Here is a 24,325-nt window from a genome sequence, read left to right as displayed (position 1 = left end):
GAATTAACCTGGTTATACCGCGGATGCACCACCGACGATTTCGGTGAGTTCCTGAGTAATGCTGGCCTGACGAGCTTTGTTGTATACCAACTGCAGCTCTTTAATCAGGCTGCCGCCATTGTCGGTCGCGGCTTTCATCGCCACCATACGTGCGGCCTGCTCGCTGGCCAGGTTTTCTACCACGCCCTGATAAACCTGAGACTCGACATAACGACGCAGCAGGGTATCCAGCAGCGCTTTCGGGTCTGGCTCATACAGGTAATCCCAGGATTTACGCTTCAATTCATCATCATCTGATGCCGGCAGAGGCAGCAGTTGGGTGATGGTTGGCGTCTGAGACATGGTGTTAATAAATTTGTTGCTGACAACGTACAGTCTGTCCAGGCGACCTTCATCGTAGGCCTGCAGCATCACTTTAACCGGACCGATCAGTTCGGACAGGGAAGGGTTATCCCCCATACCGGTTACCTGAGCAATCACATTACCGCCAACGGAGTTAAAGAAAGACACGCCCTTAGAGCCGATCATTGCGATATCGCACTGAACGCCTTTATCGGACCATGTTTTCATATCCGCCAGCAGCTTTTTGAACAGGTTAATGTTCAAACCACCGCACAGACCACGGTCGGTCGACACCACCAGGTAGCCCACGCGTTTAACGTCGCGTTCTTCCAGGTAAGGGTGCTTATATTCCAGATTACCATTCGCAAGGTGACCAATCACTTTGCGCATGGTCTCTGCATAAGGACGGCTGGCCGCCATGCGATCCTGCGATTTACGCATTTTGGAAGCGGCGACCATCTCCATCGCTTTAGTGATCTTCTGCGTGTTCTGGACGCTTGCGATCTTACTACGTATCTCTTTTGCGCCGGCCATGAGCTTCTCCTCAATGCCTTGCGGTCCACCCTAAAGCAGACCGCCAGACGTTACCAGGACTGGGTTGCCTTGAAGGAATCGAGGATAGCTTTCAGCTTGCCTTCGATTTCATCGTTATAGCCACCGGACTGGTTGATCTCTTGCATCAGCGGAGCGTGGTCACGGTCAACGTAAGCCAGCAGAGCGGCTTCGAAGCTACCGATTTTCGCCAGTTCCACATCTTCGAGGTAACCGCGTTCAGCCGCGAACAGCACCACACCCTGCTGTGCAACAGACATTGGCGCATACTGTTTCTGCTTCAGCAGTTCAGTTACTTTCTGACCGTGGCTCAGCTGCTTACGAGTAGCTTCATCCAGGTCGGAAGCGAACTGAGAAAACGCTGCCAGTTCACGATACTGCGCCAGCGCGGTACGAATACCACCGGACAGTTTCTTGATGATCTTGGTCTGCGCTGCACCACCAACACGAGATACGGAGATACCCGGGTTAACTGCCGGACGAATACCGGAGTTAAACAGGTTGGTTTCCAGGAAGATCTGACCATCGGTAATAGAAATTACGTTGGTCGGAACGAACGCAGAAACGTCACCCGCCTGGGTTTCGATAATCGGCAGAGCGGTCAGGGAGCCGGTTTTACCTTTAACTTCACCATTGGTGAACTTCTCAACGTATTCCGCGTTTACGCGGGATGCGCGTTCCAGCAGACGGGAGTGGAGGTAAAATACGTCGCCCGGGAATGCTTCACGTCCTGGTGGACGACGCAGCAGCAGGGAAACCTGACGGTAAGCAACAGCCTGTTTAGACAGGTCATCGTAAACGATCAGTGCATCTTCACCGCGGTCACGGAAGTATTCGCCCATTGCGCAACCGGCATATGGTGCCAGGTATTGCAGTGCAGCAGATTCAGACGCGGTCGCCACAACAACGATGGTGTTGGACAGTGCGCCGTGTTCTTCCAGTTTACGAACCACGTTAGAAATGGTGGACGCTTTCTGGCCGATAGCCACGTACACACATTTGATGCCGGAATCACGCTGGTTGATGATGGCATCAATTGCCATCGCGGTTTTACCTGTCTGACGGTCACCGATGATCAGCTCACGCTGGCCACGACCGATTGGGATCATGGCATCAACAGATTTATAACCGGTCTGTACTGGCTGGTCGACGGACTGACGTTCGATTACGCCCGGTGCGATAACTTCGATTGGCGAGAAGCCATCGTTATCAACCGGACCTTTACCGTCAATCGGGGAACCCAGAGTGTTCACCACACGACCCAGCAGGCCACGGCCAACCGGAACTTCCAGAATACGACCCGTACACTTAACCTTCATGCCTTCGGCGAGGTCAGCGTATGGACCCATCACAACTGCACCTACGGAGTCGCGCTCCAGGTTCAGTGCGATAGCGTAACGGTTACCCGGCAGGGAAATCATCTCACCCTGCATACAATCGGCCAGGCCGTGAATGCGGATAACACCGTCACTTACAGAAACAATAGTACCTTCGTTGTGAGCTTCGCTCACAACATTGAACTGAGCAATGCGCTGCTTGATCAGTTCGCTGATTTCGGTGGAATTCAGTTGCATGCTCCAGTCCCCTTAAGACTGCAAGACGTCTGCAAGGCGTTCAAGACGGCCGCGTACGCTGCCATCAATGACCATATCACCCGCTCGGATGATTACGCCTGCCATTACAGACTTATCGATTTTGCAATTCAGCTTAACTTTGCGTGACAGACGTTTTTCCATCGCTGCGCTAATCTTCTTAAGCTGTTCATCACTCAGTGCATTGGCAGAAGTAACTTCTACCTCAGAGATAGCCTCACTGGCTGCACGCAGGTGAATAAACTGCTCAAGAACATCCGGGAGCGCATTCAGACGGTTATTTTCAGCCATTACCCGAATCAGGTTTTGGCCGCTTTCGTCCAGTTGCTCACCGCATACGGCGATAAACGACTCAGCGAGCGTTTCCGGCGCCAGCGCGCCAGAGAGAAGCTCTGCCATTTGTTCGTTTTTTGTCACCTCAGCGGCAAACATCAGCATATCCTGCCAACGGTCAACGCTTTGGTGCTCAACGGCAAAGTCAAAAGCTGCTTTGGCGTAGGGGCGAGCTACCGTAACAAATTCAGACATCAGCCCCTCCCTCCTTACAGTTCAGCGACAAGTTTGTCCACGATGTCGCTATTAGCAGCTTCATCCACGGAACGTTCGATGATCTTCTCGGCGCCAGCAACAGCCAGGATAGCAACTTGCTTACGCAGCTCTTCGCGAGCACGTTTACGCTCGGCTTCAATTTCCGCCTGCGCCTGTGCCACGATTTTAGTACGTTCCTGCTCTGCTTCAGTTTTAGCTTCGTCCAGGATCTGAGCACGGCGTTTGTTCGCCTGCTCGATGATTACCTGAGCTTCCGCCTTCGCTTTTTTCAGCTGGTCGGTCGCGCTGGCCTTTGCAAGGTCAAGATCCTTATGTGCTCGTTCTGCAGAAGCAAGGCCGTCAGCAATTTCTTTTTGACGTTTTTCGATGGCAGCCATTAAAGGCGGCCATACGTACTTCATGCAGAACAGAACGAACAGGACAAACGCGATGGCCTGGCCGAGGATTGTTGCGTTAAGATTCACAGCACAATGCCTCTATCTAGTTAACGTTCTGATATTGCTCTTAATTCAAGCAACGCTTACTACGCGACAGCAAACATCACGTACAGACCCAGACCTACAGCGATCATTGGGATTGCATCCACCAGACCCATAACGATAAAGAACTGAGTACGCAGCAGAGGAATCAGATCCGGTTGACGCGCTGCGCCTTCCAGGAATTTACCCCCGAGGATGCCGATACCGATCGCAGCACCGATTGCCGCCAGACCCATCATCACAGCGGCAGCAATGTACAGCAGATCCATATTCAGGTTTTCCATGACAGTCTCCAGTTTGTTTCAGTTAAAACGTAGTAGTGTTGGTAAATTAATGCTCTTCAGATGCCATCGACAGATAGACAATCGTCAGAACCATAAATATGAAGGCTTGCAGCGTGATAATCAGTATGTGGAAAATGGCCCACGGCACATTCAGGATCCACTGTGACCACCACGGCAACAGACCAGCAATCAGAATGAAAATCAGCTCACCAGCGTACATGTTACCGAACAGTCGCAGACCAAGTGAGATTGGTTTGGACAGCAGGCTTACCCCTTCAAGGATTAAGTTGACAGGGATGAACGCCCAGTGATTGAACGGCTGCAGCGTCAACTCTTTCGCGAAGCCACCGATGCCTTTCATTTTGATGCTGTAGAACAGAATGAGGATAAATACGCCCAGCGCCATCGACAGGGTGATGTTCACGTCAGCAGACGGAACCACACGCAGAGCCGGTAGGCCAAAGATATGCTCACCGATGTACGGCAGCAGGTCGATAGGCAGCAAATCCATCAAGTTCATCAGGAATACCCAGACGAAAATCGTCAGGGCCAGCGGAGCAATCAGCTTGCTTTTGCCATGGTACATGTCTTTCACGCTACCATGCACAAAGCCGATTACCAGCTCAATCGCAGTCTGAAATTTACCTGGTACGCCGCTGGTCGCCTTTTTGGCTACGCTACGGAACATAAGCAGGAACAACAGACCCAGAACCACCGAGAAGAAAATGGAGTCAATATTGAGCGTCCAGAAGGTGGCTGGGGGGTTGTGCGGATCCACCAGCGAGAATGTACGTAGGTCCAACTGAAGGTTATTCAGATGGTGTCCTATGTAATCCTGCGGCGTCATATTTTCTGAAGCCATGATGCCTTTACCCTTTGTTGTTAATTACAGCCGGCGCCAGTATCTGAACCACCAGCACCAAAACCCACGTAACGATCAGCGGCATGAATACCGCTTTCAAAACAGCCAACGCCACCACCAACAACACCAGCATAGCTAATACCTTGAAGGCTTCGCCGAAAGCGAACGTCCAGGCTACTCGGCCTTTAGCTGGTGTATGTGCCTGGTGACGCCAGGCAAATATCATAAACAACACATTAGGCAGTAACACTGCCAATCCACCGCACAATGCGGAGATGCCCCAGAAAGGGTCTTTGAGGCTAAATAGCAGTCCACTTGCTATTACCGCCAGAAACTGTGTGAGCAAAAGCTTACGAGCAACGTTTCGACTCAAGAGCGACATAGACATCACGTTTTTACTCCTGCTCCCTTCGAGGTATGCCGCGTGTCGTATAAAACGTTCTTTATGGCTTAGAGTCAAGCATCAAAAAGCGGTCAAATTATACGGTGCGCCTTCTCGATTTCAAACAATAAGTAGCTAAAAAGTGAATAAATGTTTAAATATTTTTCGCTACGCCACATTTATCACTTTTATGCAAACTGTGAACGATCATGCAAAACTGCAAAAGCCGCGTAAACACTGGCTGCAAAGCGTGCACCAGATCACATATTAAGCATATTCGCCCCGGCACTATTTATTTACTTGGCAAATGATGCCATTTCAACTTTTTGATATTTAAGCCTAAAATTCGTTACTGTTTTAAAAATAGCGAATAACAACAAAAAAACCACCCATTGACATTTATAATAAAAAATTAACACGGGCGGTGATTCTTTGATTCTATTTTTAGCAGGCTGATATTTTCACAGCTGACTTGTTTCACTTTTAACAAAAAACGGTACGTTATAGTTATGATGCAAAACCGTAAGGCATTAGTGAAATGTAACGACATTTAACCACACTATTCCTTATGACTTTTAACACCCGAAGAACCGTTTTTTTTCTATTTTTTTTGATAAAAATTAAATTTTGTTTGGCTTAATAACCACCAGATGACGTTCACCATCCAGTTGCGGAACGCGTAATTTTTCGACCGACTCGACGCTGAATTCTGCAGGCAACGAGGCAATTTCATCTTCAGGCAACTGCCCTTTTAGCGCATAAAAACGCCCTTCCTGACCAGGCAAATGATGGCACCAGCTCACCATATCATTGAGTGACGCGAAAGCACGGCTAATCACCCCATCAAACGGCGGCTCTGAAGGGAATTCTTCAACGCGACTTTGCACTGGAGTGATGTTAGTAAGCGCAAGCTCATGCTGCACCTGCCGCAAGAAACGAACGCGTTTTCCCAGGCTATCCAGCAGTGTGAAATGCGCTTCAGGACGTACGATGGAGAGAGGGATTCCCGGTAGGCCCGGACCAGTGCCGACATCGATAAAACGCTCGCCCTTCAGGTACGGCGCGACGACAATGCTGTCCAGAATATGGCGCACCAGCATTTCGTTGGGATCACGCACCGACGTCAGGTTGTACGCTTTGTTCCATTTATGCAGCATATCGACATACGCAATCAGCTGATTTTTCTGGTGATCGGTAAGAGAAATACCGGCATCAGCCAGCAGACGAGAGAGTTTGTTGAGCACGGTCGTTACCTGTAAATAATCTATTGCCCGACGCGCTGTCGCTTATCGGGCCGACAAATTTGTAGGGCGGGCAAACGAAGCACTCCCGCCAAAAAGTGATATCAAGCGCTGCGACGCAGCATACCTTGTTTTTTCAGCCATACCAGCAGAATGGAGATGGCGGCAGGTGTTACGCCGGAAATACGCGATGCCTGGCCGATCGATACCGGTTTGTGATCGTTCAGTTTGGCAATGACCTCATTCGACAAGCCGGAGACCTGACGATAATCCAGCGTTGCAGGCAACAGGGTGTTCTCATTACGCTGTTGTCTCTCGATCTCTTCCTGCTGACGGGCGATATATCCTTCGTATTTCACCTGAATTTCAACCTGTTCCGCGGCCTGAGCATCATCAAGCGCAGGTGCAAACGCAGATAAAGAGGTCAACTGAGCATAGGTCATATCCGGGCGACGCAGCAGATCTTCACCGCTCGCTTCACGTGACAGAGGTGTCGCCAGGTGAGCATTCACTTCTGCAGCGGACTCCGCTAACGGATTCACCCAGGTTGATTTGAGACGCTGGCGTTCTTGTTCAATACGCTCCAGCTTCTCGTTGAAGCGAGCCCAACGCTCATCGTCCACCAGTCCCAGCTCACGGCCAATTTCGGTCAGACGCAGGTCGGCGTTATCTTCGCGCAGCATCAAACGGTATTCCGCGCGTGAGGTGAACATGCGGTACGGTTCTTTGGTGCCCAGCGTACACAGATCGTCCACCAGCACACCAAGATAAGCCTGATCGCGGCGCGGCGCCCAGCCGTCTTTGTCAGCAGACAAGCGTGCGGCGTTCAGACCAGCCAGCATCCCTTGCGCGGCAGCTTCTTCATAACCGGTCGTACCGTTGATCTGACCAGCAAAGAACAGACCCTGGATGAATTTGCTTTCCAGAGTAGGTTTCAGGTCGCGCGGATCGAAGAAATCATACTCAATCGCGTAGCCAGGACGGACGATTCTGGCATTTTCCATCCCCTGCATGGAACGGACAATTTGCATCTGCACATCGAACGGCAGGCTGGTGGAGATGCCATTCGGGTAAATTTCGTTAGACGTCAGTCCTTCCGGTTCGAGGAAGATCTGATGTTGGTTACGATCGGCAAAGCGCATCACTTTGTCTTCGATCGACGGGCAATAGCGTGGGCCGATACCTTCGATCACGCCTGCGTACATCGGGCTACGATCGAGGTTATTACGGATCACATCATGGGTTTTTTCATTGGTATGCGTGATGTAACACGGCATCTGGCGCGGATGTTGAGAAGCATCGCCCAGGAATGAGAAGACCGGCATCGGGTTATCGCTGTTTTGCTGGCCGAGCACGCTGAAATCAATCGTGCGCGCATCGATTCGCGGCGGTGTACCGGTTTTCAGGCGACTGACGCGCAGCGGCAGTTCACGCAGACGACGTGACAGCGGAATAGACGGCGGATCGCCAGCGCGGCCACCGCTGTAGTTGTCCAGACCAATATGAATTTTGCCGTCGAGGAAAGTCCCCACGGTTAACACGACCGCTTTGGCACGGAACTTCAGTCCCATTTGGGTTACCGCGCCTACGACACGATCGTTTTCAACAATCAGATCTTCAACCGCCTGTTGGAAGATCATCAGGTTGGGTTGATTCTCCAGTGCGGTACGTACCGCCTGGCGATAGAGCACACGATCGGCCTGAGCGCGAGTAGCACGAACGGCAGGCCCTTTGCTGGCGTTTAGTATCCTAAACTGGATACCCGCATGGTCGATCGCTTTTGCCATCAACCCACCAAGCGCATCCACTTCTTTTACCAGGTGTCCCTTCCCAATACCGCCGATCGCCGGGTTGCAGCTCATCTGTCCCAGAGTGTCGATATTGTGTGTCAAAAGCAGAGTCTGTTGACCCATTCGCGCCGCGGCCATTGCGGCCTCGGTGCCTGCATGACCCCCGCCAATGATGATGACGTCAAAAGGATCCTGATAAAACATGGTGATTGCCTCGCATAACGCGGTGTGAAAATGGATTGAAGCCCGGGCCGTGGATTCTACTCAACTTTAGTCGATGGAGAAAGACCTGGGATCCTGGGTATTAAAAAGAAGATCTTTTTATTTAGAGATCTGTTTTATTGTGATCTCTTATTAGGATCGCACCTTTCTGTGGATAAGGGTGATCCTTTAAGTAAGATCAACAGGTTGCTGAGGATCATTAGCTGTGAATGATCGGTGATCCTGGTCCGTATAAGCTGGGATCAGAATGAAGGGTTATACACAACTCAAAAACTGAACAACAGTTGTTCTTGGGATAACTACCGGTTGATCCAAGCTTTTAACCAGAGTTATCCACATAAAAAAGTACGATCTTTACAAATCTCTGAGCAACGGATGCCACGATCCCAGCCAAATTTCAGCCGGATCTTCCGGAATTTCATGTTCCAGTACGTTGATCCTGAGCGTTTCGCCGATCTGTTTTGCCCCACAGGCCTTCAATTCGGCTTCCAGCTTGTCGATTGCGCCGCAAAAGGTGTCATATTCACGACTGCCGATCCCGATTGCACCAAAGTGCACTTGTGACAGGTTCGGTTTCTGCTCGCGTAAAGCATCATATAAAGGCTGCAGGTTGTCAGGAATGTCTCCTGCTCCGTGTGTGGAGCTGATAATCAGCCAGATCCCGTCAGTCGGAACCTCTTCAAGCATTGGCCCATGCAGTATTTCGCTGGAAAAACCGGCGTCGTCCAGCTTTTCAGCCAGATGCTCTGCTACATATTCCGCACTGCCAAGCGTACTACCGCTGATAAGAGTGATGTCTGCCATGATCGCCCACCTTTATAAAGAGGGCGTATTGTACGCTGTGTGCGAGCTGGGATCTACCTGTGGAAAAATAGGGGATTAAAAAACCCGATCACGGCTTGATGGTACGCATAATCGGGTTCTGCAAGACGATCAGGGTTTCAGTGGACTGAATTTCGTCAATTGTTTGGATCTTGTTGATAAGTACCTGCTGCAACGCGTCGATCGATTTGCACATTACCTTAATAAAGATGCTGTAGTGCCCGGTGGTGTAATACGCTTCGGTCACTTCATCGAGGCTTTCCAGTCTTGCAAGTGCTGACGGATAGTCTTTCGCACTTTTCAGAATGATGCCGATAAAGCAGCCGACGTCGTAACCCAATTGTTTGGGACTAACATCAATCCGCGCGCCAGTAATAATCCCGGCCTGCTTCATCTTTTCTACGCGAACGTGAATTGTTCCTGGGCTGACGCCGAACTGTTTGGCTAATTCTGCGTAGGCTGTACGGGCATTTTCCATCAGGGCATCAAGAATGCCGCGGTCCAGATTGTCGATCTGATAATTTTCCATAGGTTTTTCTTATGTAGATTAATGATTCCCTCTATTTTAGACGTTAATTTTAACGAATCAAAATCGAAGTCGGCTTTTTGTTTGTTGATTATTGAATATTACCTCCATTCTGTTGCTTAATCATAGGCAACAGGACACAGGAGTACACATAATGAAAACCGCTTACATTGCCAAACAACGTCAAATTAGCTTCGTAAAATCTCATTTTTCTCGCCAGCTGGAAGAGCGTTTAGGTCTGATCGAAGTTCAGGCTCCGATCCTCAGCCGCGTTGGAGATGGCACGCAGGATAACTTGTCGGGCTGTGAAAAAGCGGTGCAGGTGAAGGTTAAAGCATTGCCAGACGCTCAATTCGAAGTGGTTCATTCACTGGCGAAGTGGAAGCGTCAAACGTTAGGACAACACGACTTTAGCGCAGGCGAGGGGCTGTACACGCATATGAAAGCCCTGCGTCCCGATGAAGATCGCCTCTCCCCGCTGCACTCTGTGTACGTGGACCAGTGGGACTGGGAGCGTGTGATGGGCGACGGTGAGCGTCAATTCTCCACTCTGAAAAGCACGGTAGAGGCTATCTGGGCGGGAATTAAGGCCACCGAAGCTGCGGTTAGCAAAGAGTTTGGTCTGGCACCGTTCCTGCCAGAGCAGATCCACTTTGTTCATAGCCAGGAGCTGTTATCTCGTTATCCGGATCTTGACGCAAAAGGTCGTGAACGTGCGATCGCTAAAGAGCTGGGTGCGGTATTCCTGGTGGGGATCGGCGGTAAACTCAGTGACGGTCACCGTCATGATGTACGTGCGCCGGATTATGATGACTGGAGTTCAGCGTCTGAGCTGGGTCATGCCGGTCTGAACGGTGATATTCTGGTCTGGAACCCGGTTCTGGAAGATGCGTTTGAGCTGTCTTCTATGGGGATCCGTGTGGATGCTGACGCTCTGAAACACCAGCTGTCTTTGACCGGTGATGAAGATCGCCTGAGTCTGGAATGGCACCAGGCGCTGCTGCGTGGTGAAATGCCGCAGACAATTGGTGGGGGGATTGGGCAGTCGCGTCTGACCATGCTGTTGCTGCAATTACCGCACATTGGCCAGGTTCAGTGTGGCGTATGGCCGGCCCAGGTACGTGAAAGTGTCGCTTCTCTGCTGTAACAATCAACGCCGCCAGCGTCTGAGCAGGCGGCTTCGCATCCCGGTATCAAAGCGCCAGATATGATCGAAAATGCGCATGATGCCGGGTTTGCCATGTGCTGACATCGCTACCGCATGAAAACGGTGCTGGTGCACCCGCTGTAATTCCCCCACTTTGCTGACGACTTCATCGGGTAATCGCTGAGCGATAAAATCTGAGATAACCACCGCATCGGCATCAAACCATTCCCGACCCTGCATGCGTTCAATAATGGCGCGAAAACAGCTGGCAATATCAGTACCGCCACGAAAGCGCTGACTTAAAAAGCGGATCGCCTGTTCGATGCCCTCCGGACCGGAAAGCTCATAGCGCACCACTTCTGTTGAAAACAGCATAATGAAACAGCGCCGGTTATCGGCAAGGGCGACGCGCATTAGCGCCAGGCAAAAGGCTTTCGCACACTGCTCATTAAACCCGCCCATCGATCCTGATGTATCAACGCAGACGATAAAAGGTCCGCGCGGCTGCTCGTCAAAATCCTGATGCACCACCGGACGTTCTGTTACCTTCTCACGCCATGCTTCGCCGTGCAGGCGGTAGGTCAGCAGTTGCTTTTCCACCAGCCGTCGGTAGAACTCGTATTCCAGTTCGGTTATGCCCAACGTGGCCAGTTCTGGCGGTAGCAGGCGCAGGATATCGTCACTTTGCTGGATACCATCCACCTGCTCCGGGACGGTTGCCGGTTCGCGCACCAGGGTACGGAAGGTTTCCATTGGCGCATCTTTACGCGGCACGGATTTCGCCTCTCTGGAACGACCTAACTGCTCGGCCAGACGCTGGAGTTCGGGTTGTTGCGTCAGAAATTCGCCGTATTTCACCATCAACTGATAATCACCGCGCTTGATTTGGCCCGCGCTCATATCCCACAACCGGCCTGCAGCGTTGTCATTTTCCGCCAGAACGGGTTCCAGTTGTCCGCTAAGGGTCATCCGTTCCTGTACTTCACTGAGCAAATGCTCGCGCTCTTCTTCCAGCAGTTGCTGATTCAGCGTTGTGGTTTGCACCACCAGGCTCAGGCGCCAGCGCTGGAGAAAAAGCGTATGTAGGGCGGGCGTAAAGGTGCTGTTGTCATTGACCAGTTGCTGCGCTTGCCCAGCCCAGGGCGAATGGAGTCGGTGCAATAGCGATAATATTTGCGGTAGTTGAACGATAAACTGCGCATGAGAGAGGAGCTGGCTTTGTTGATAACAAATGACTTCTTCTGCCAACTCCGGCGGCACATGGGTATCTTTGAGGCGGCTACGCAAAGATTCGCGCCAGCGGGGAATATCGTCAGTGATCGCTTTTTTAAGGCGAGGAAATTTTTTAAAAAATACCACCATCTTTGGGGAAGCCAACAGGGCGACGATCATCTCTTCGATCATCGCCTCTTCGCTGACTGCCAGCATTATGTTGAGTGTATCAAGGGTCAGCATTGTTGCGCCTGGCGGATTTGCACCCCGACATCCTGCAGGCTGGCCTCAATGCGGCCTAACCAGTCGCTATGAATAAACAGGCATTTTTGCTGTTCGCTGAATGCGCTGTGCTGCTGATGCCACTCGTTATCGAGCGCTTCAAGCTCCTGCTTTATCTCTGCGGGCATACTCTCTTGCGAAGCCCCCGGCAGCGCCAGGCGAGAACCCTGTAAACTGACATCGCGCACAACCAGATGCTGTGCACTATCGACTTCCATATTCAGTGTTTGGGCAAAGCCGATCCCGTTTAATTTTCCGCGGATTTCACCGCCTTTTGTTAGCCACAGTTCCAGCGCACTGCGTTCAAAAGCAATATGGATAACTTCCATATCATGCAGCTTTAATGGCTTTTGTAGCAGTAATGTCACGACTGAGGACGTAGCTTCTGGTGGTAAATCATAATGAGGACGACGACTGAACATGCCACCCTGACGGATTACCGTGAACGCCGTTTTGTCGCTTTGTTGCTGCTGGAGTTGAATGCGGCGCTGCACAATACTGCCCAGGCGCGTCAGCATGGCTTGCTGCTGCCAGGCGTGTCCGGTCATCAATATTTCAAGCTGCTGTTGCATCAGATTCAGGCTTTGCGCGTCGTACCACAGACAATCTTTCAGCAGGATCAGGTCGATAGGTACTACCGCATCACGTCCGCTAAAGAAAGCGCTGGCCTGGAGTAAGCGGATCGCTTTTTTCCAGCGACGATCGGACACGTAGGGGGCATTCGGTAGCGTGTCCAACTGCTGGCGTAGGGTGAAAATAAGCTCAAATACGCGATCGGGAAGCTTGATGGCGCCGATGTCTTTTTGCCATTGGTGATACTCTTCATCCGTCACCTGCAATGATGCCGGGACCGGGTTGTCGCTTTCATCCTGCTGACTTAGCAGCATGGAGCGGAAATTGGCCTTGTCCTGAACTTTATCCAGCCACAGACGAATCAGCATACGGTCGTACAGCGCTTCCAGGCTGCTGTCGGCTTCAGGCAGTTCGTTGGAAGCGGCTACCAGCAGACGCATCGGAATTTTTTCTTCATACGCGCCGTTGCGAAAGTGACGTTCGTTAATGGCGGTCAGCAGGGTGTTAAGAATTGCCGGGCCTGCTTTCCAGATTTCATCGAGAAAAACGATTTCAGCTTCAGGAAGATAGCCCGCCGTTAAGCGTTCATAGCGACCTTCGTCTTTAAGGGCCTGAATGGACAGCGGGCCGAAAACTTCTTCCGGCGTAGAGAAGCGCGTCATCAGGTATTCAAAAGCGCGTGCATTTTGGAAGGCAAACTTCAGTCGGCGGGCAATTAAGCTCTTTGCGATCCCCGGGGGCCCTAATAAGAAAACGCTCTCGCCGCTGAGTGCTGCCAGCAGACACAGACGAATGGCGTGGCTACGTTCAAAAAGTCCCTTTTCCAGCGCATTGCTCAGACGGGAAATTCTTTCCGCTAATAAATGTGGGTGAGCCATAATGAAGTGGCGTCCTTTCGCCAAATGTACTGCATAAACTGCGAGTATAGATGCTTCACACCATTGCAGTAATAGACTGAAGGTGCGCTTATTTTTCTTTGAGCCAGATTAATCTGGTCTCATTTAGGGGTACGATTTTGTGATTAATCGTGCATACTGTGCGCCTTTTTGTGGGCCAAGGGACGACGCACACATTTCTTATATATACACCAAATCAATCAAGCTGCACCAAGGCGGCAATGGAGTTTTCTCCTGGGATGGGGGGAATAACGAATGCAGCCCACACGGAGTGGCTTGAAAGATGATGTGTATAAACGAAAGACGAGTCTATGAGCACTGATAATAAACAATCATTGTCTGCGATTACCCTTGCAGCCATTGGGGTTGTCTACGGTGATATTGGTACCAGCCCACTTTATACGCTTCGTGAATGTTTGTCCGGCCAGTTTGGTTTTGGCGTTGAACGTGATGCCGTATTTGGTTTTCTCTCGCTGATTTTCTGGCTGCTGATCTTTGTTGTCTCCATTAAATACCTGACGTTTGTCATGCGCGCAGATAACGCCGGAGAAGGCGGGATCCTGACGCTGATGTCATTGGCCGGGCGCAATACCTCGGCGCGAACAACCTCCATGCTGGTCATTATGGGATTGATAGGCGGCAGCTTCTTCTATGGTGAAGTGGTGATTACGCCAGCCATTTCGGTGATGTCTGCGATTGAAGGTCTGGAGATTATTGCCCCGCAACTGGATACCTGGATTGTTCCGCTCTCGATAATCGTACTGACCCTGCTGTTTTTGATTCAAAAACACGGTACCGGCATGGTCGGTAAGCTGTTTGCGCCGATTATGCTGCTGTGGTTCCTGACGCTGGCGGTTTTAGGCGTACGCAGTATTATTGGCAATCCGGAAGTACTGCAGGCGCTAAATCCGTATTGGGCGGTGCATTTCTTCCTCGAATTCAAAACGTTGTCTTTTATTGCACTGGGTGCGGTGGTGTTGTCGATTACCGGTGTTGAAGCGCTGTATGCGGATATGGGCCACTTCGGTAAGTTGCCGATTCGCCTGGCATGGTTCTCTGTGGTGTTGCCTTCACTGGTACTGAACTATTTTGGTCAGGGGGCGCTACTGTTAAAGCATCCTGAAGCGATCAAAAACCCGTTCTTCCTGTTGGCACCAGACTGGGCGTTGATCCCGCTACTGATCCTCGCTGCGCTGGCGACGGTAATCGCTTCGCAGGCGGTTATCTCCGGTGTGTTCTCGCTGACGCGTCAGGCCGTGCGTTTGGGATATTTATCGCCAATGCGCATTATCCATACCTCGGAAATGGAGTCGGGCCAGATCTACATTCCTTTCGTTAACTGGATGCTCTATTTTGCGGTGGTTATTGTGATTGTGAGTTTTGAACACTCCAGTAATCTGGCCGCGGCGTACGGGATTGCGGTAACGGGGACGATGGTGCTGACCTCTATTTTGTCGACCACCGTGGCGCGCAAAAACTGGCACTGGAATAAATACTTCGTCTTCCTGATCCTGGTGGCATTCTTGTGCGTCGATGTTCCGCTGTTCTCCGCGAACCTCGATAAACTGATTTCCGGCGGTTGGCTGCCTCTGACGCTGGGTCTGGTGATGTTCACCATCATGACCACCTGGAAAAGTGAACGCTTCCGTCTGCTGCGTCGTATGCATGAGCACGGTAACTCTCTGGAGGCGATGATTGCTTCTCTGGAGAAATCGCCACCGGTACGCGTGCCGGGAACGGCTGTATATATGTCCCGCGCACTGAACGTCATCCCGTTTGCGCTTCTGCATAACCTCAAACATAACAAGGTGCTGCATGAGCGCGTTATTCTGCTGACGCTGCGCACGGAAGATGCGCCCTATGTTCACAACGTGCGTAGGGTGCAGATTGAGCAGTTATCGCCCACCTTCTGGCGCGTGGTTGCCAGCTACGGTTGGCGCGAAACGCCGAACGTGGAGGAGGTGTTCCATCGCTGCGGTCTGGAAGGCTTAAGCTGCCGGATGATGGAAACCTCCTTCTTCATGTCGCACGAGTCGCTGATTGTCGGCAAACGACCATGGTACTTGCGTCTGCGCGGTAAGCTGTATCTGCTGTTACAGCGCAATGCGCTGCGTGCGCCGGACCAGTTTGAAATCCCACCGAACCGGGTTATTGAGCTCGGTACTCAGGTCGAGATTTAATCTCATCGACGCCCTCTTTCATCGTGAAAGGGGGCGTTTTGTTTTGCCCCTCCCAGTTTTCATTTCATCTAATGATAATCCTTGCGAAACGTTTCGATGGTGATCACATTTTCGTAACGTCGCGGTGGTTTTCTGTCCACTCTTCGCACTACACTTATCTCCAGCGAAACGTTTCGCTAGTGGGGAAAGAAAATGAAGAAAGGCACGGTACTCAACTCTGAAATTTCATCGGTGATCTCCCGTCTGGGGCATACCGATACGCTGGTGGTGTGTGATGCAGGTTTACCCATCCCGAACAGCACAACGCGTATCGATATGGCATTAACCCAGGGCGTACCTTCTTTTATGCAGGTACTGGATGTGGTCACACGTGAAATGCAGGTCGAGGCGGCCATTCTCGCGTCGGAAATTAAACAACATAATCCGCAACTCCACGAAACGTTGCTCAGCCACATTGAGCAACTGCAACAACACCAGGGAAACACCATAGAAATTCGTTACACCACGCATGAACAATTCAAAAAACAAACCGCAGACAGTCAGGCGGTAATTCGCAGCGGAGAGTGTTCTCCGTATGCGAATATCATTCTCTGTGCTGGCGTCACGTTCTGAGGCCATCATGAACGCATTACTGCAACTCAAAGGGATCGATAAAGCGTTCCCGGGCGTAAAAGCGCTATCCGGCGCCGCGCTGAATGTCTACCCAGGCCGCGTAATGGCGCTGGTGGGCGAAAACGGCGCGGGTAAATCCACCATGATGAAGGTGCTGACCGGAATCTACACCCGTGATGCCGGTTCCTTATTGTGGCTGGGGAAAGAGACCACCTTTAACGGCCCGAAATCCTCCCAGGAAGCCGGAATCGGTATCATCCACCAGGAGCTGAACCTGATCCCGCAACTCACTATCGCTGAAAACATTTTTCTCGGTCGTGAGTTTGTGAATCGCTTTGGCAAAATTGACTGGAAGAAGATGTACGCCGAAGCCGATCTGCTGCTCGCCAAACTCAATCTGCGCTTTAAAAGCGACAGGCTGGTCGGTGAGCTGTCGATTGGCGATCAGCAGATGGTCGAAATTGCCAAAGTGCTGAGCTTTGAATCGAAGGTCATCATTATGGATGAACCGACGGATGCCCTCACCGACACCGAAACCGAATCCCTGTTCCGCGTCATCCGCGAACTGAAATCCCAGGGGCGCGGCATTGTCTATATTTCTCACCGCATGAAAGAGATCTTCGAGATTTGCGATGACGTAACCGTCTTCCGCGACGGGCAGTTTATTGCCGAGCGTGAAGTCGCATCGCTTACCGAAGACTCGCTGATTGAAATGATGGTGGGACGTAAGTTGGAAGATCAGTACCCGTGTCTGGAAAAAGCGCCGGGTGATATTCGCCTGAAGGTCGATAATCTGTGCGGTCCTGGCGTAAACGATGTGTCATTCACGCTGCGTAAAGGCGAGATCCTTGGCGTATCGGGGCTGATGGGGGCTGGGCGTACCGAGCTGATGAAAGTGTTGTACGGCGCATTGCCGCGTACCAGCGGCTACGTCACGCTTGATGGCCATGAAGTGGTTACCCGTTCGCCGCAGGATGGACTGGCTAACGGCATCGTCTATATTTCTGAAGACCGTAAACGCGATGGTTTAGTGCTCGGCATGTCGGTGAAAGAGAATATGTCACTGACCGCGCTGCGCTATTTCAGCCGTGCAGGCGGAAGCCTTAAACATAAAGATGAGCAGCAGGCGGTGGGTGATTTTATTCGTCTGTTCAATGTTAAAACCCCATCGATGGAACAGGCTATCGGCCTTCTTTCCGGTGGTAACCAGCAGAAAGTGGCGATTGCGCGCGGTCTGATGACCCGGCCAAAAGTGCTGATCCTTGATGAACCAACGCGCGGCGTTGACGTTGGGGCCAAGAAAGAAATCTATCAGCTTATCAACCAGTTTAAGGCCGATGGGCTGAGTATCATTCTGGTCTCTTCTGAGATGCCAGAAGTATTGGGCATGAGCGATCGAATTATCGTTATGCATGAAGGGCATCTCGGCGGTGAGTTCACTCGCGAGCAGGCCACTCAGGAAGTATTAATGGCTGCCGCTGTGGGCAAGCTTAATCGCGTGAATCAGGAGTAAAAAAGATGACTACCCAGGCTGTTTCTGGTCGCCGTTATTTCACTAAAGCATGGCTTCTGGAGCAAAAGTCGCTCATCGCTCTGTTAGTGCTGATCGCGATTGTTTCCACCATGAGCCCTAACTTTTTTACCGTTAATAACCTGTTCAACATTCTTCAGCAAACGTCGGTGAACGCCATCATGGCGGTTGGCATGACGCTGGTTATCCTGACGTCGGGTATCGATCTGTCCGTCGGTTCCTTGCTGGCGCTGACCGGTGCGGTTGCGGCTTCGATTGTAGGGATTGAAGTCAATGCGCTGGTGGCTGTTGCTGCGGCCCTGGCGCTCGGCGCTGCCATTGGCGCGGTAACCGGGGTGATTGTCGCGAAAGGTCGCGTGCAGGCGTTTATCGCGACTCTGGTTATGATGCTGCTGCTGCGCGGTGTGACCATGGTCTACACCAACGGCAGTCCGGTAAACACCGGGTTTACTGACAATGCCGATCTGTTTGGCTGGTTCGGGATTGGTCGTCCGTTAGGCGTCCCTACGCCGGTGTGGATCATGGGGATTGTCTTCCTCGCGGCGTGGTACATGCTGCACCACACGCGTCTGGGGCGTTATATCTACGCGCTGGGCGGTAACGAAGCGGCAACGCGTCTGTCCGGTATCAGCGTCAGTAAAATCAAAATTATCGTTTACTCACTGTGCGGTCTGCTGGCATCGCTGGCGGGCATCATTGAAGTAGCACGCCTCTCCTCTGCGCAACCAACGGCAGGCACTGGCTATGAGCTGGATGCTATCGCAGCGGTAGTATTAGGCGGTACTAGCCTGGCGGGTGGTAAAGGACGAATTGTTGGGACGCTGATCGGCGCATTGATTCTTGGTTTCCTCAATAATGGGTTGAATTTGTTAGGTGTATCCTCCTATTACCAGATGATCGTCAAAGCGGTGGTGATTTTGCTGGCGGTACTGGTAGACAACAAAAAGCAGTAACAACGATTACAGGACATCTTAAATATGAATATGAAAAAACTGGCTACCCTGGTTTCTGCTGTTGCGCTGAGCGCCACCGTGAGCGCGAATGCGATGGCTAAAGATACCATTGCGCTGGTGGTCTCCACCCTCAATAACCCGTTCTTTGTTTCTCTGAAGGATGGGGCGCAAAAAGAGGCGGATAAGCTGGGTTACAACCTGGTGATTCTGGACTCGCAGAACAACCCGGCGAAAGAGCTGGCTAACGTTCAGGACTTAACGGTTCGTGGAACTAAAATTCTGCTGATCAACCCAACCGACTCTGATGCCGTTGGTAATGCTGTGAAGATGGCTAACCAGGCAAAAATTCCGGTTATTACCCTTGACCGTGTTGCCTCCAAAGGCGAAGTGGTAAGCCACATTGCGTCTGATAACGTGTTAGGCGGCAAAATTGCGGGTGATTACATCGCGAAGAAAGCAGGTGAAGGCGCGAAAGTTATCGAACTGCAGGGGATTGCCGGAACTTCAGCGGCGCGTGAGCGTGGCGAAGGTTTCCAGCAGGCCGTTGCGGCACACAAATTTAACGTACTGGCCAGCCAGCCGGCAGACTTCGACCGCACTAAAGGTTTGAACGTCATGCAGAACCTGCTGACCGCGCATCCTGATGTGCAGGCCGTATTTGCTCAGAACGATGAAATGGCGCTGGGTGCGCTGCGCGCACTGCAAACCGCGGGTAAATCTGATGTGATGGTGGTTGGATTTGACGGCACTCCAGATGGCGAAAAAGCAGTAAATGATGGCAAACTGGCTGCGACCATTGCTCAGTTGCCGGATCAGATCGGCGCGAAAGGCGTTGAGACTGCGGATAAAGTCCTGAAAGGCGAGAAGGTTCAGGCTAAATATCCGGTTGACCTGAAGCTGGTCATCAAGCAGTAATACCGATTCAGGTCGCTCGCGGCCTGATGGAGACATAAATACGCCATCCCCGTATCTGGTTTTGGGGATGAAAGCGTAAAAAGAAAAGCAGGGCACGCGCCACCCTAACCCGGTGGCGCACTTTGACTTGGAACACCAAATATGAAAACCGCAGGCAACCTCGTTGTTCTTGGCAGTATCAATGCCGATCACATCCTTAACCTTAACTCTTTCCCGACACCTGGTGAAACCGTAACCGGTAGTCATTATCAGGTCGCATTTGGCGGTAAAGGCGCGAATCAGGCTGTTGCTGCGGGTCGTAGTGGCGCGAATATCGCATTCATTGCCTGTACGGGCGATGATGATATTGGCGAAAGTGTGCGTAAACAGTTAGCCAAAGACAACATTGATATTGCGCCGATTAGCGTAATTTCGGGGGAATCGACCGGTGTTGCGTTGATTTTTGTGAATGGTGAAGGTGAGAACGTTATCGGCATTCATGCTGGAGCTAACGCAGCTCTTTCGCCAGCGCTGGTGGAAGCACAGCATGAGCGTATCGCGCAGGCGTCTGCTTTACTGATGCAGTTAGAGTCGCCGATCGAAAGCGTTCTGGCTGCGGCAAAGATTGCACATCAAAATAAGACCATGGTCGCCCTAAACCCGGCTCCGGCACGTGAACTTTCTGACGAGCTGTTGGCGCTGGTAGATATTATTACCCCGAATGAAACCGAGGCTGAAAAGCTGACGGGGATCCGGGTTGAAAATGATGAAGACGCGGCCAAAGCGGCGCAGGCATTGCATGCTAAAGGAATCCATACTGTACTGATTACCTTAGGGAGTCGCGGTGTGTGGGCCAGCGTGAATGGCGAAGGTCAGCGAGTACCCGGTTTTAAAGTGGAAGCCGTTGATACTATTGCCGCCGGAGACACCTTTAATGGCGCGTTAATTACAGCGTTACTGGAAGAGACTCCACTGCCTGAAGCGATCCGTTTTGCGCATGCCGCTGCGGCGATTGCGGTTACCCGTAAAGGCGCACAGCCTTCCGTTCCGTGGCGCGAAGAAATAGAAGCGTTTTTAAGTCAACAGAGGTAACGCTTGGCTACAATGAAGGACGTCGCCCGCCTGGCGGGTGTTTCCACGTCGACGGTTTCTCACGTCATTAATAAAGATCGCTTTGTCAGTGAGTCTGTCACTGACAAAGTAGAAGCTGCGATTAAAGCGCTTAACTACGCTCCCTCCGCGCTGGCGCGTAGCCTCAAGTTAAACCAGACCCGCACAATTGGCATGTTAATCACTGCCAGTACCAATCCCTTCTATTCTGAGCTGGTGCGCGGCGTTGAACGTAGCTGTTTTGAGCGCGGCTACAGCCTGGTGCTGTGCAATACCGAAGGCGATGAACAGCGCATGAACCGTAATCTGGAAACGCTAATGCAAAAACGTGTGGATGGCTTGCTGCTGCTCTGTACGGAAACACATCAGCCTTCCAGAGAGATAATGCAGCGTTATCCTTCTATACCGACCGTGATGATGGACTGGTCGCCCTTTGATGGTGAAAGCGATCTGATTCAGGATAACTCCCTGCTGGGCGGGGATTTAGCCACGCAACATCTTATCGAAAAAGGTTTTACGCGCATTGCCTGCATCACCGGGCCGCTGGATAAAACCCCGGCGCGTTTGCGTCTGGAAGGATATCGGGCGGCAATGAAGCGGGCGGGCTTGCCTGTCCCGGAAGGCTACGAGATTACCGGTGACTTTGAGTTTGGTGGCGGCTTTGAAGCTATGCAAACGTTGCTGTCGCATAAACAGCGACCGCAGGCCGTTTTTACCGGCAATGATGCAATGGCGGTTGGCGCGTATCAGGCTCTGTACCAGTCGGGATTGCGCATTCCGCAGGATATGGCGGTGGTGGGTTATGATGATATCGAGCTGGCGCGCTATATGACGCCTCCGCTGACGACCATACATCAACCAAAAGATGAATTGGGCGAACTGGCCATCGATGTATTAATCCATCGGATGGCCCAGCCCGCATTACAACAACAGCGTTTGCAGCTTACTCCTGTTTTGATGGAGCGGGGGTCGGTTTAGGTTTGTGCCGATCTTTGATCAGGTTACGTCCATCTTTGGCTTTTAGCAGCATGAACATCAGCGCGGATATTACCGTGATAGCGCCCATCGTCATAAAGGTGTAATGGAACTGCTCTACCGTATTGGTTCCTTCCATACCTTCATAGATACGCAGAACGGCGGCGCTGATGGCAACCCCTAAACTGATTGATAACTGCTGAGTAACGGCCAATACGCTGTTGCCGCTGCTGGCGTTTTCATCAGTCAGATCCGCCAGAGTGATAGTATTCATTGAGGTAAACTGGGTGGACATCGCCATACCTAAAATGAACAGCGGCAGGATCAGCATCCAGACCGGCATGGCAGGAGATTGCAAAGCGAACTGCGCAATCATCAGGCCGATAAAAACCGTAACACCCACCAATGTGGTCCTGTAGCCGAGTTTGCGCAGAACCTGCGTCACCATGGATTTTGCCAGAATTGAACCCAACGCCGTTGGCGCCATCATACAACCGGCTATCAGAGCCGGATATCCAAAGCCTACCTGCAACATCAGCGGCATTAAGAAGGGCACGCAGCCTGTGCCCAGGCGAGTGGCGAGGTTGCCGGCGATCCCAACAGAAAAGGTTCGAGTCTTAAATATCGGAAGAGATATAAGTGGCGTTGGGTGACGACGAGCATGGCGAATATAGGCGAGTAGTAACAACACACTGGCAAGAATAATACCGAGTGCGACCCAGGTAGCGACAAGCTTCTCACCGAACAATTCAACGCCGCTAGAAAACAACACCAGGCTCAAACCAAACAGAAAGAAACCGGTCATATCAAAACCGCGGCGTGGGGTGGTGAAGTTCGGCATATATTTGCGAGCGTAGAAGATACCGGCAATGCCAATTGGAATATTAATCAGGAAGATCCAGTGCCAACTGGCCCATGTAACCAGTACACCGCCCAATACCGGACCTAAAATCGGCCCCACAAGTCCAGGCATGGTGACGAAGTTAAGCACGGGAAGCAGTTCACTGCGAGGGTAGGCACGCAATAACGCCAGACGGGCAACGGGCATCATCATGGCGCCACCGATCCCCTGAATGACACGGAAAATCACCAGCTCGCTTAGGGAGCTGGACAGCGCACAGGCCAGCGATCCCAACGTAAACAGGCTAACAGCAATCATAAAGACGCGTCGGGTACCAAATCGGTCTGCCAACCAACCACTTACCGGGATCAGCATCGCGACCGTCAGGGTATAGCTGATAATGGCCGACTGCATGGCGAGCGGAGAGCGGTTAAGACTATGTGCTATTGCGGGTAGGGCGGTATTGAGGATAGTGGCGTCTAGTGCCTGCATAAAAAAGGCCATGGCTGCTATCCACGGTAGCCCGGCCATACTACGTGATTTCTTTTCTGACATATTATTTATCCGGTAGCACGTTCGGTGCTATCAGCAATGCCTGACAAGCAGCAAAGGCGCGATCGCCATCGTTATCATCTATTGCATCGACAATGGCCTGGTGCAAATCCAGTTTCACCACATCGTTATAGGTAATAGAGGTAAAGTAGGTCTGATAAACCGAATGGAACAGAGATGCAAAGGAAATAAGGAACGGATTCGCACTCATTTCATAGATGTGTTCATGCCAGGCGATATCAACCTCAATCCAGCGTTCGCGTCTGAAGTTTCTTTTCAGCTCGACCATCTCTTCCATCAGCGTGTTGAGGTGCGCTTTCTGTTCAGCCGTACCAATGGTCGCCGCCAGTAAACACGCCTGAGGCTCCAGGCTGATACGCATCACCAGAAAATGTTTAATGACCTGCGGGAAATTATCTTCCGTCATCCACCAGGTGAGCAGCTCCTGGTCGAGGAAGTTCCAGTTTGCTTGCGGCATGACGCGTGTGCCGATACGTGGGCGTGGTAATACCATACCTTTTGCCGTTAACGTTTTTACCGCCTCTCTTACCGCGGTGCGACTCACACCAAACTGATCGCCCAGCTCTATTTCGCCAGGCAATATAGCGCCCGGCGCGTATTCACCTTTTAATATTCGCTGAGCCAGCTTTTCGGCCAGAACGTAGGACAAGTTTTTCTGTGCGGCTAGCTGTTGGGCATTTAACGGCATGAATGTTCTTCCTTACTCTTTTTCTTATTCATTAGTATGCCACCTGGAAGTGTGATTGCGGCTGCAAAAACGGCAATTTGCTTATTTTATGGCATGTTAATGGTTGTTTTGGTGAAAAAACACGCACTCAGAAAGTTATTTTAAATTTCCCCTTGTCAGCCTGAAATAACTCCCTATAATGCGCCTCCACTGACACGGAACAACGGATTACAAGC

General features: G+C 51.5%; 23 protein-coding genes. 8 read left to right on the top strand and 15 right to left on the bottom strand.

What is annotated here, in order from left to right; genetic code table 11:
- Window positions 1-12: 12 nt before the first annotated feature.
- The 11 genes from atpG to asnC all read right to left on the bottom strand — a co-directional run bounded on the left by atpG (window position 13) and on the right by asnC (window position 9,646).
- Window positions 13-876 (bottom strand): F0F1 ATP synthase subunit gamma, encoded by an 864-nt coding sequence (gene atpG, locus OGV98_RS22655; RefSeq protein ID WP_003023804.1) that lies wholly within the window; start codon window positions 874-876, stop codon window positions 13-15.
- A 50-nt stretch (window positions 877-926) separates the two neighbouring features.
- Window positions 927-2,468 (bottom strand): F0F1 ATP synthase subunit alpha, encoded by a 1,542-nt coding sequence (gene atpA / locus OGV98_RS22650; protein WP_003023802.1) that lies wholly within the window; start codon window positions 2,466-2,468, stop codon window positions 927-929.
- Between the two features lie 12 nt (window positions 2,469-2,480).
- On the bottom strand, window positions 2,481-3,014 hold the full coding sequence (gene atpH / locus OGV98_RS22645; protein WP_003023799.1) for a F0F1 ATP synthase subunit delta: 534 nt from the start codon (window positions 3,012-3,014) through the stop codon (window positions 2,481-2,483).
- A gap of 14 nt (window positions 3,015-3,028) precedes the next feature.
- On the bottom strand, window positions 3,029-3,499 hold the full coding sequence (atpF, locus tag OGV98_RS22640) for a F0F1 ATP synthase subunit B (RefSeq protein ID WP_003023796.1): 471 nt from the start codon (window positions 3,497-3,499) through the stop codon (window positions 3,029-3,031).
- A gap of 59 nt (window positions 3,500-3,558) precedes the next feature.
- Window positions 3,559-3,798 (bottom strand): F0F1 ATP synthase subunit C, encoded by a 240-nt coding sequence (gene atpE, locus OGV98_RS22635; RefSeq protein WP_003023794.1) that lies wholly within the window; start codon window positions 3,796-3,798, stop codon window positions 3,559-3,561.
- A 46-nt stretch (window positions 3,799-3,844) separates the two neighbouring features.
- The gene (atpB, locus tag OGV98_RS22630; protein ID WP_003023792.1) at window positions 3,845-4,660 is read right to left on the bottom strand and encodes a F0F1 ATP synthase subunit A; all 816 of its coding nucleotides are present in this window, start codon (window positions 4,658-4,660) and stop codon (window positions 3,845-3,847) included.
- 7 nt (window positions 4,661-4,667) lie between these two features.
- The gene (atpI, locus tag OGV98_RS22625; RefSeq protein ID WP_003023790.1) at window positions 4,668-5,048 is read right to left on the bottom strand and encodes a F0F1 ATP synthase subunit I; all 381 of its coding nucleotides are present in this window, start codon (window positions 5,046-5,048) and stop codon (window positions 4,668-4,670) included.
- Between the two features lie 614 nt (window positions 5,049-5,662).
- Complete coding sequence (gene rsmG / locus OGV98_RS22620; RefSeq protein ID WP_003023788.1) at window positions 5,663-6,286, bottom strand: 16S rRNA (guanine(527)-N(7))-methyltransferase RsmG; 624 nt, start codon at window positions 6,284-6,286, stop codon at window positions 5,663-5,665.
- Between the two features lie 101 nt (window positions 6,287-6,387).
- Window positions 6,388-8,277 (bottom strand): tRNA uridine-5-carboxymethylaminomethyl(34) synthesis enzyme MnmG, encoded by a 1,890-nt coding sequence (mnmG, locus tag OGV98_RS22615; protein ID WP_003023784.1) that lies wholly within the window; start codon window positions 8,275-8,277, stop codon window positions 6,388-6,390.
- 372 nt (window positions 8,278-8,649) lie between these two features.
- On the bottom strand, window positions 8,650-9,099 hold the full coding sequence (mioC, locus tag OGV98_RS22610) for an FMN-binding protein MioC (RefSeq protein WP_003023782.1): 450 nt from the start codon (window positions 9,097-9,099) through the stop codon (window positions 8,650-8,652).
- 88 nt (window positions 9,100-9,187) lie between these two features.
- Complete coding sequence (gene asnC / locus OGV98_RS22605) at window positions 9,188-9,646, bottom strand: transcriptional regulator AsnC (RefSeq protein WP_003023780.1); 459 nt, start codon at window positions 9,644-9,646, stop codon at window positions 9,188-9,190.
- Window positions 9,647-9,797: 151 nt separating this feature from the next.
- Here asnC and asnA point away from each other — a divergent pair, with 151 nt between their 5' ends.
- Complete coding sequence (gene asnA, locus OGV98_RS22600) at window positions 9,798-10,790, top strand: aspartate--ammonia ligase (protein WP_003827009.1); 993 nt, start codon at window positions 9,798-9,800, stop codon at window positions 10,788-10,790.
- Between the two features lie 3 nt (window positions 10,791-10,793).
- Here asnA and viaA read toward each other — a convergent pair whose 3' ends face one another.
- Both viaA and ravA read right to left on the bottom strand, forming a co-directional pair.
- On the bottom strand, window positions 10,794-12,245 hold the full coding sequence (gene viaA / locus OGV98_RS22595; protein ID WP_003023773.1) for an ATPase RavA stimulator ViaA: 1,452 nt from the start codon (window positions 12,243-12,245) through the stop codon (window positions 10,794-10,796).
- Window positions 12,239-13,735, bottom strand: coding sequence for an ATPase RavA (gene ravA, locus OGV98_RS22590; RefSeq protein ID WP_106902857.1), 1,497 nt, complete (start codon window positions 13,733-13,735; stop codon window positions 12,239-12,241). The genes viaA and ravA overlap by 7 nt, the downstream gene beginning before the upstream one ends.
- A gap of 329 nt (window positions 13,736-14,064) precedes the next feature.
- On the opposite strand from ravA, the gene kup reads away from it, so the two are divergent.
- The 7 genes from kup to rbsR all read left to right on the top strand — a co-directional run bounded on the left by kup (window position 14,065) and on the right by rbsR (window position 22,011).
- The gene (kup, locus tag OGV98_RS22585) at window positions 14,065-15,933 is read left to right on the top strand and encodes a low affinity potassium transporter Kup (protein ID WP_003023768.1); all 1,869 of its coding nucleotides are present in this window, start codon (window positions 14,065-14,067) and stop codon (window positions 15,931-15,933) included.
- Between the two features lie 192 nt (window positions 15,934-16,125).
- Complete coding sequence (gene rbsD / locus OGV98_RS22580) at window positions 16,126-16,545, top strand: D-ribose pyranase (protein ID WP_003023766.1); 420 nt, start codon at window positions 16,126-16,128, stop codon at window positions 16,543-16,545.
- Between the two features lie 7 nt (window positions 16,546-16,552).
- Window positions 16,553-18,058, top strand: coding sequence for a ribose ABC transporter ATP-binding protein RbsA (rbsA, locus tag OGV98_RS22575; RefSeq protein ID WP_279279126.1), 1,506 nt, complete (start codon window positions 16,553-16,555; stop codon window positions 18,056-18,058).
- A 5-nt stretch (window positions 18,059-18,063) separates the two neighbouring features.
- Window positions 18,064-19,029, top strand: coding sequence for a ribose ABC transporter permease (gene rbsC, locus OGV98_RS22570; RefSeq protein ID WP_003023762.1), 966 nt, complete (start codon window positions 18,064-18,066; stop codon window positions 19,027-19,029).
- A gap of 24 nt (window positions 19,030-19,053) precedes the next feature.
- Complete coding sequence (gene rbsB / locus OGV98_RS22565; RefSeq protein WP_003023760.1) at window positions 19,054-19,944, top strand: ribose ABC transporter substrate-binding protein RbsB; 891 nt, start codon at window positions 19,054-19,056, stop codon at window positions 19,942-19,944.
- A 141-nt stretch (window positions 19,945-20,085) separates the two neighbouring features.
- On the top strand, window positions 20,086-21,015 hold the full coding sequence (gene rbsK, locus OGV98_RS22560; protein WP_003023758.1) for a ribokinase: 930 nt from the start codon (window positions 20,086-20,088) through the stop codon (window positions 21,013-21,015).
- Between the two features lie 3 nt (window positions 21,016-21,018).
- Window positions 21,019-22,011, top strand: a complete 993-nt coding sequence (gene rbsR / locus OGV98_RS22555; protein ID WP_003023757.1) for a ribose operon transcriptional repressor RbsR — start codon at window positions 21,019-21,021, stop codon at window positions 22,009-22,011.
- Here rbsR and mdtD read toward each other — a convergent pair.
- Together mdtD and OGV98_RS22545 are read right to left on the bottom strand one after the other, a co-directional pair.
- Window positions 21,977-23,404: a multidrug transporter subunit MdtD gene (gene mdtD, locus OGV98_RS22550; RefSeq protein ID WP_003840564.1), complete on the bottom strand. Its 1,428-nt coding sequence runs from the start codon at window positions 23,402-23,404 to the stop codon at window positions 21,977-21,979. The genes rbsR and mdtD overlap by 35 nt on opposite strands.
- A 1-nt stretch (window position 23,405) precedes the next feature.
- Window positions 23,406-24,110 (bottom strand): FadR/GntR family transcriptional regulator, encoded by a 705-nt coding sequence (locus tag OGV98_RS22545; RefSeq protein ID WP_003023753.1) that lies wholly within the window; start codon window positions 24,108-24,110, stop codon window positions 23,406-23,408.
- Window positions 24,111-24,325 lie beyond the last annotated feature (215 nt).

The organism is Citrobacter sp. Cf136 (assembly GCF_030333815.1).
Taxonomy (GTDB): domain Bacteria; phylum Pseudomonadota; class Gammaproteobacteria; order Enterobacterales; family Enterobacteriaceae; genus Citrobacter; species Citrobacter freundii.
This window is presented reverse-complemented; position numbering and strand designations above follow the sequence as displayed.

Excerpts from the sequence above, each read along its gene's own strand:
- atpG (WP_003023804.1), bottom strand. The coding sequence starts at position 876 with ATGGCCGGCGCAAAAGAGATACGTAGTAAGATCGCAAGCGTCCAGAAC.
- atpA (WP_003023802.1), bottom strand. The coding sequence starts at position 2,468 with ATGCAACTGAATTCCACCGAAATCAGCGAACTGATCAAGCAGCGCATT.
- atpH (WP_003023799.1), bottom strand. The coding sequence starts at position 3,014 with ATGTCTGAATTTGTTACGGTAGCTCGCCCCTACGCCAAAGCAGCTTTT.
- atpE (WP_003023794.1), bottom strand. The coding sequence starts at position 3,798 with ATGGAAAACCTGAATATGGATCTGCTGTACATTGCTGCCGCTGTGATG.
- atpB (WP_003023792.1), bottom strand. The coding sequence starts at position 4,660 with ATGGCTTCAGAAAATATGACGCCGCAGGATTACATAGGACACCATCTG.
- atpI (WP_003023790.1), bottom strand. The coding sequence starts at position 5,048 with ATGTCTATGTCGCTCTTGAGTCGAAACGTTGCTCGTAAGCTTTTGCTC.
- mnmG (WP_003023784.1), bottom strand. The coding sequence starts at position 8,277 with ATGTTTTATCAGGATCCTTTTGACGTCATCATCATTGGCGGGGGTCAT.
- mioC (WP_003023782.1), bottom strand. The coding sequence starts at position 9,099 with ATGGCAGACATCACTCTTATCAGCGGTAGTACGCTTGGCAGTGCGGAA.
- asnC (WP_003023780.1), bottom strand. The coding sequence starts at position 9,646 with ATGGAAAATTATCAGATCGACAATCTGGACCGCGGCATTCTTGATGCC.
- asnA (WP_003827009.1), top strand. The coding sequence starts at position 9,798 with ATGAAAACCGCTTACATTGCCAAACAACGTCAAATTAGCTTCGTAAAA.
- viaA (WP_003023773.1), bottom strand. The coding sequence starts at position 12,245 with ATGCTGACCCTTGATACACTCAACATAATGCTGGCAGTCAGCGAAGAG.
- ravA (WP_106902857.1), bottom strand. The coding sequence starts at position 13,735 with ATGGCTCACCCACATTTATTAGCGGAAAGAATTTCCCGTCTGAGCAAT.
- kup (WP_003023768.1), top strand. The coding sequence starts at position 14,065 with ATGAGCACTGATAATAAACAATCATTGTCTGCGATTACCCTTGCAGCC.
- rbsD (WP_003023766.1), top strand. The coding sequence starts at position 16,126 with ATGAAGAAAGGCACGGTACTCAACTCTGAAATTTCATCGGTGATCTCC.
- rbsA (WP_279279126.1), top strand. The coding sequence starts at position 16,553 with ATGAACGCATTACTGCAACTCAAAGGGATCGATAAAGCGTTCCCGGGC.
- rbsC (WP_003023762.1), top strand. The coding sequence starts at position 18,064 with ATGACTACCCAGGCTGTTTCTGGTCGCCGTTATTTCACTAAAGCATGG.
- rbsB (WP_003023760.1), top strand. The coding sequence starts at position 19,054 with ATGAATATGAAAAAACTGGCTACCCTGGTTTCTGCTGTTGCGCTGAGC.
- rbsK (WP_003023758.1), top strand. The coding sequence starts at position 20,086 with ATGAAAACCGCAGGCAACCTCGTTGTTCTTGGCAGTATCAATGCCGAT.
- mdtD (WP_003840564.1), bottom strand. The coding sequence starts at position 23,404 with ATGTCAGAAAAGAAATCACGTAGTATGGCCGGGCTACCGTGGATAGCA.
- OGV98_RS22545 (WP_003023753.1), bottom strand. The coding sequence starts at position 24,110 with ATGCCGTTAAATGCCCAACAGCTAGCCGCACAGAAAAACTTGTCCTAC.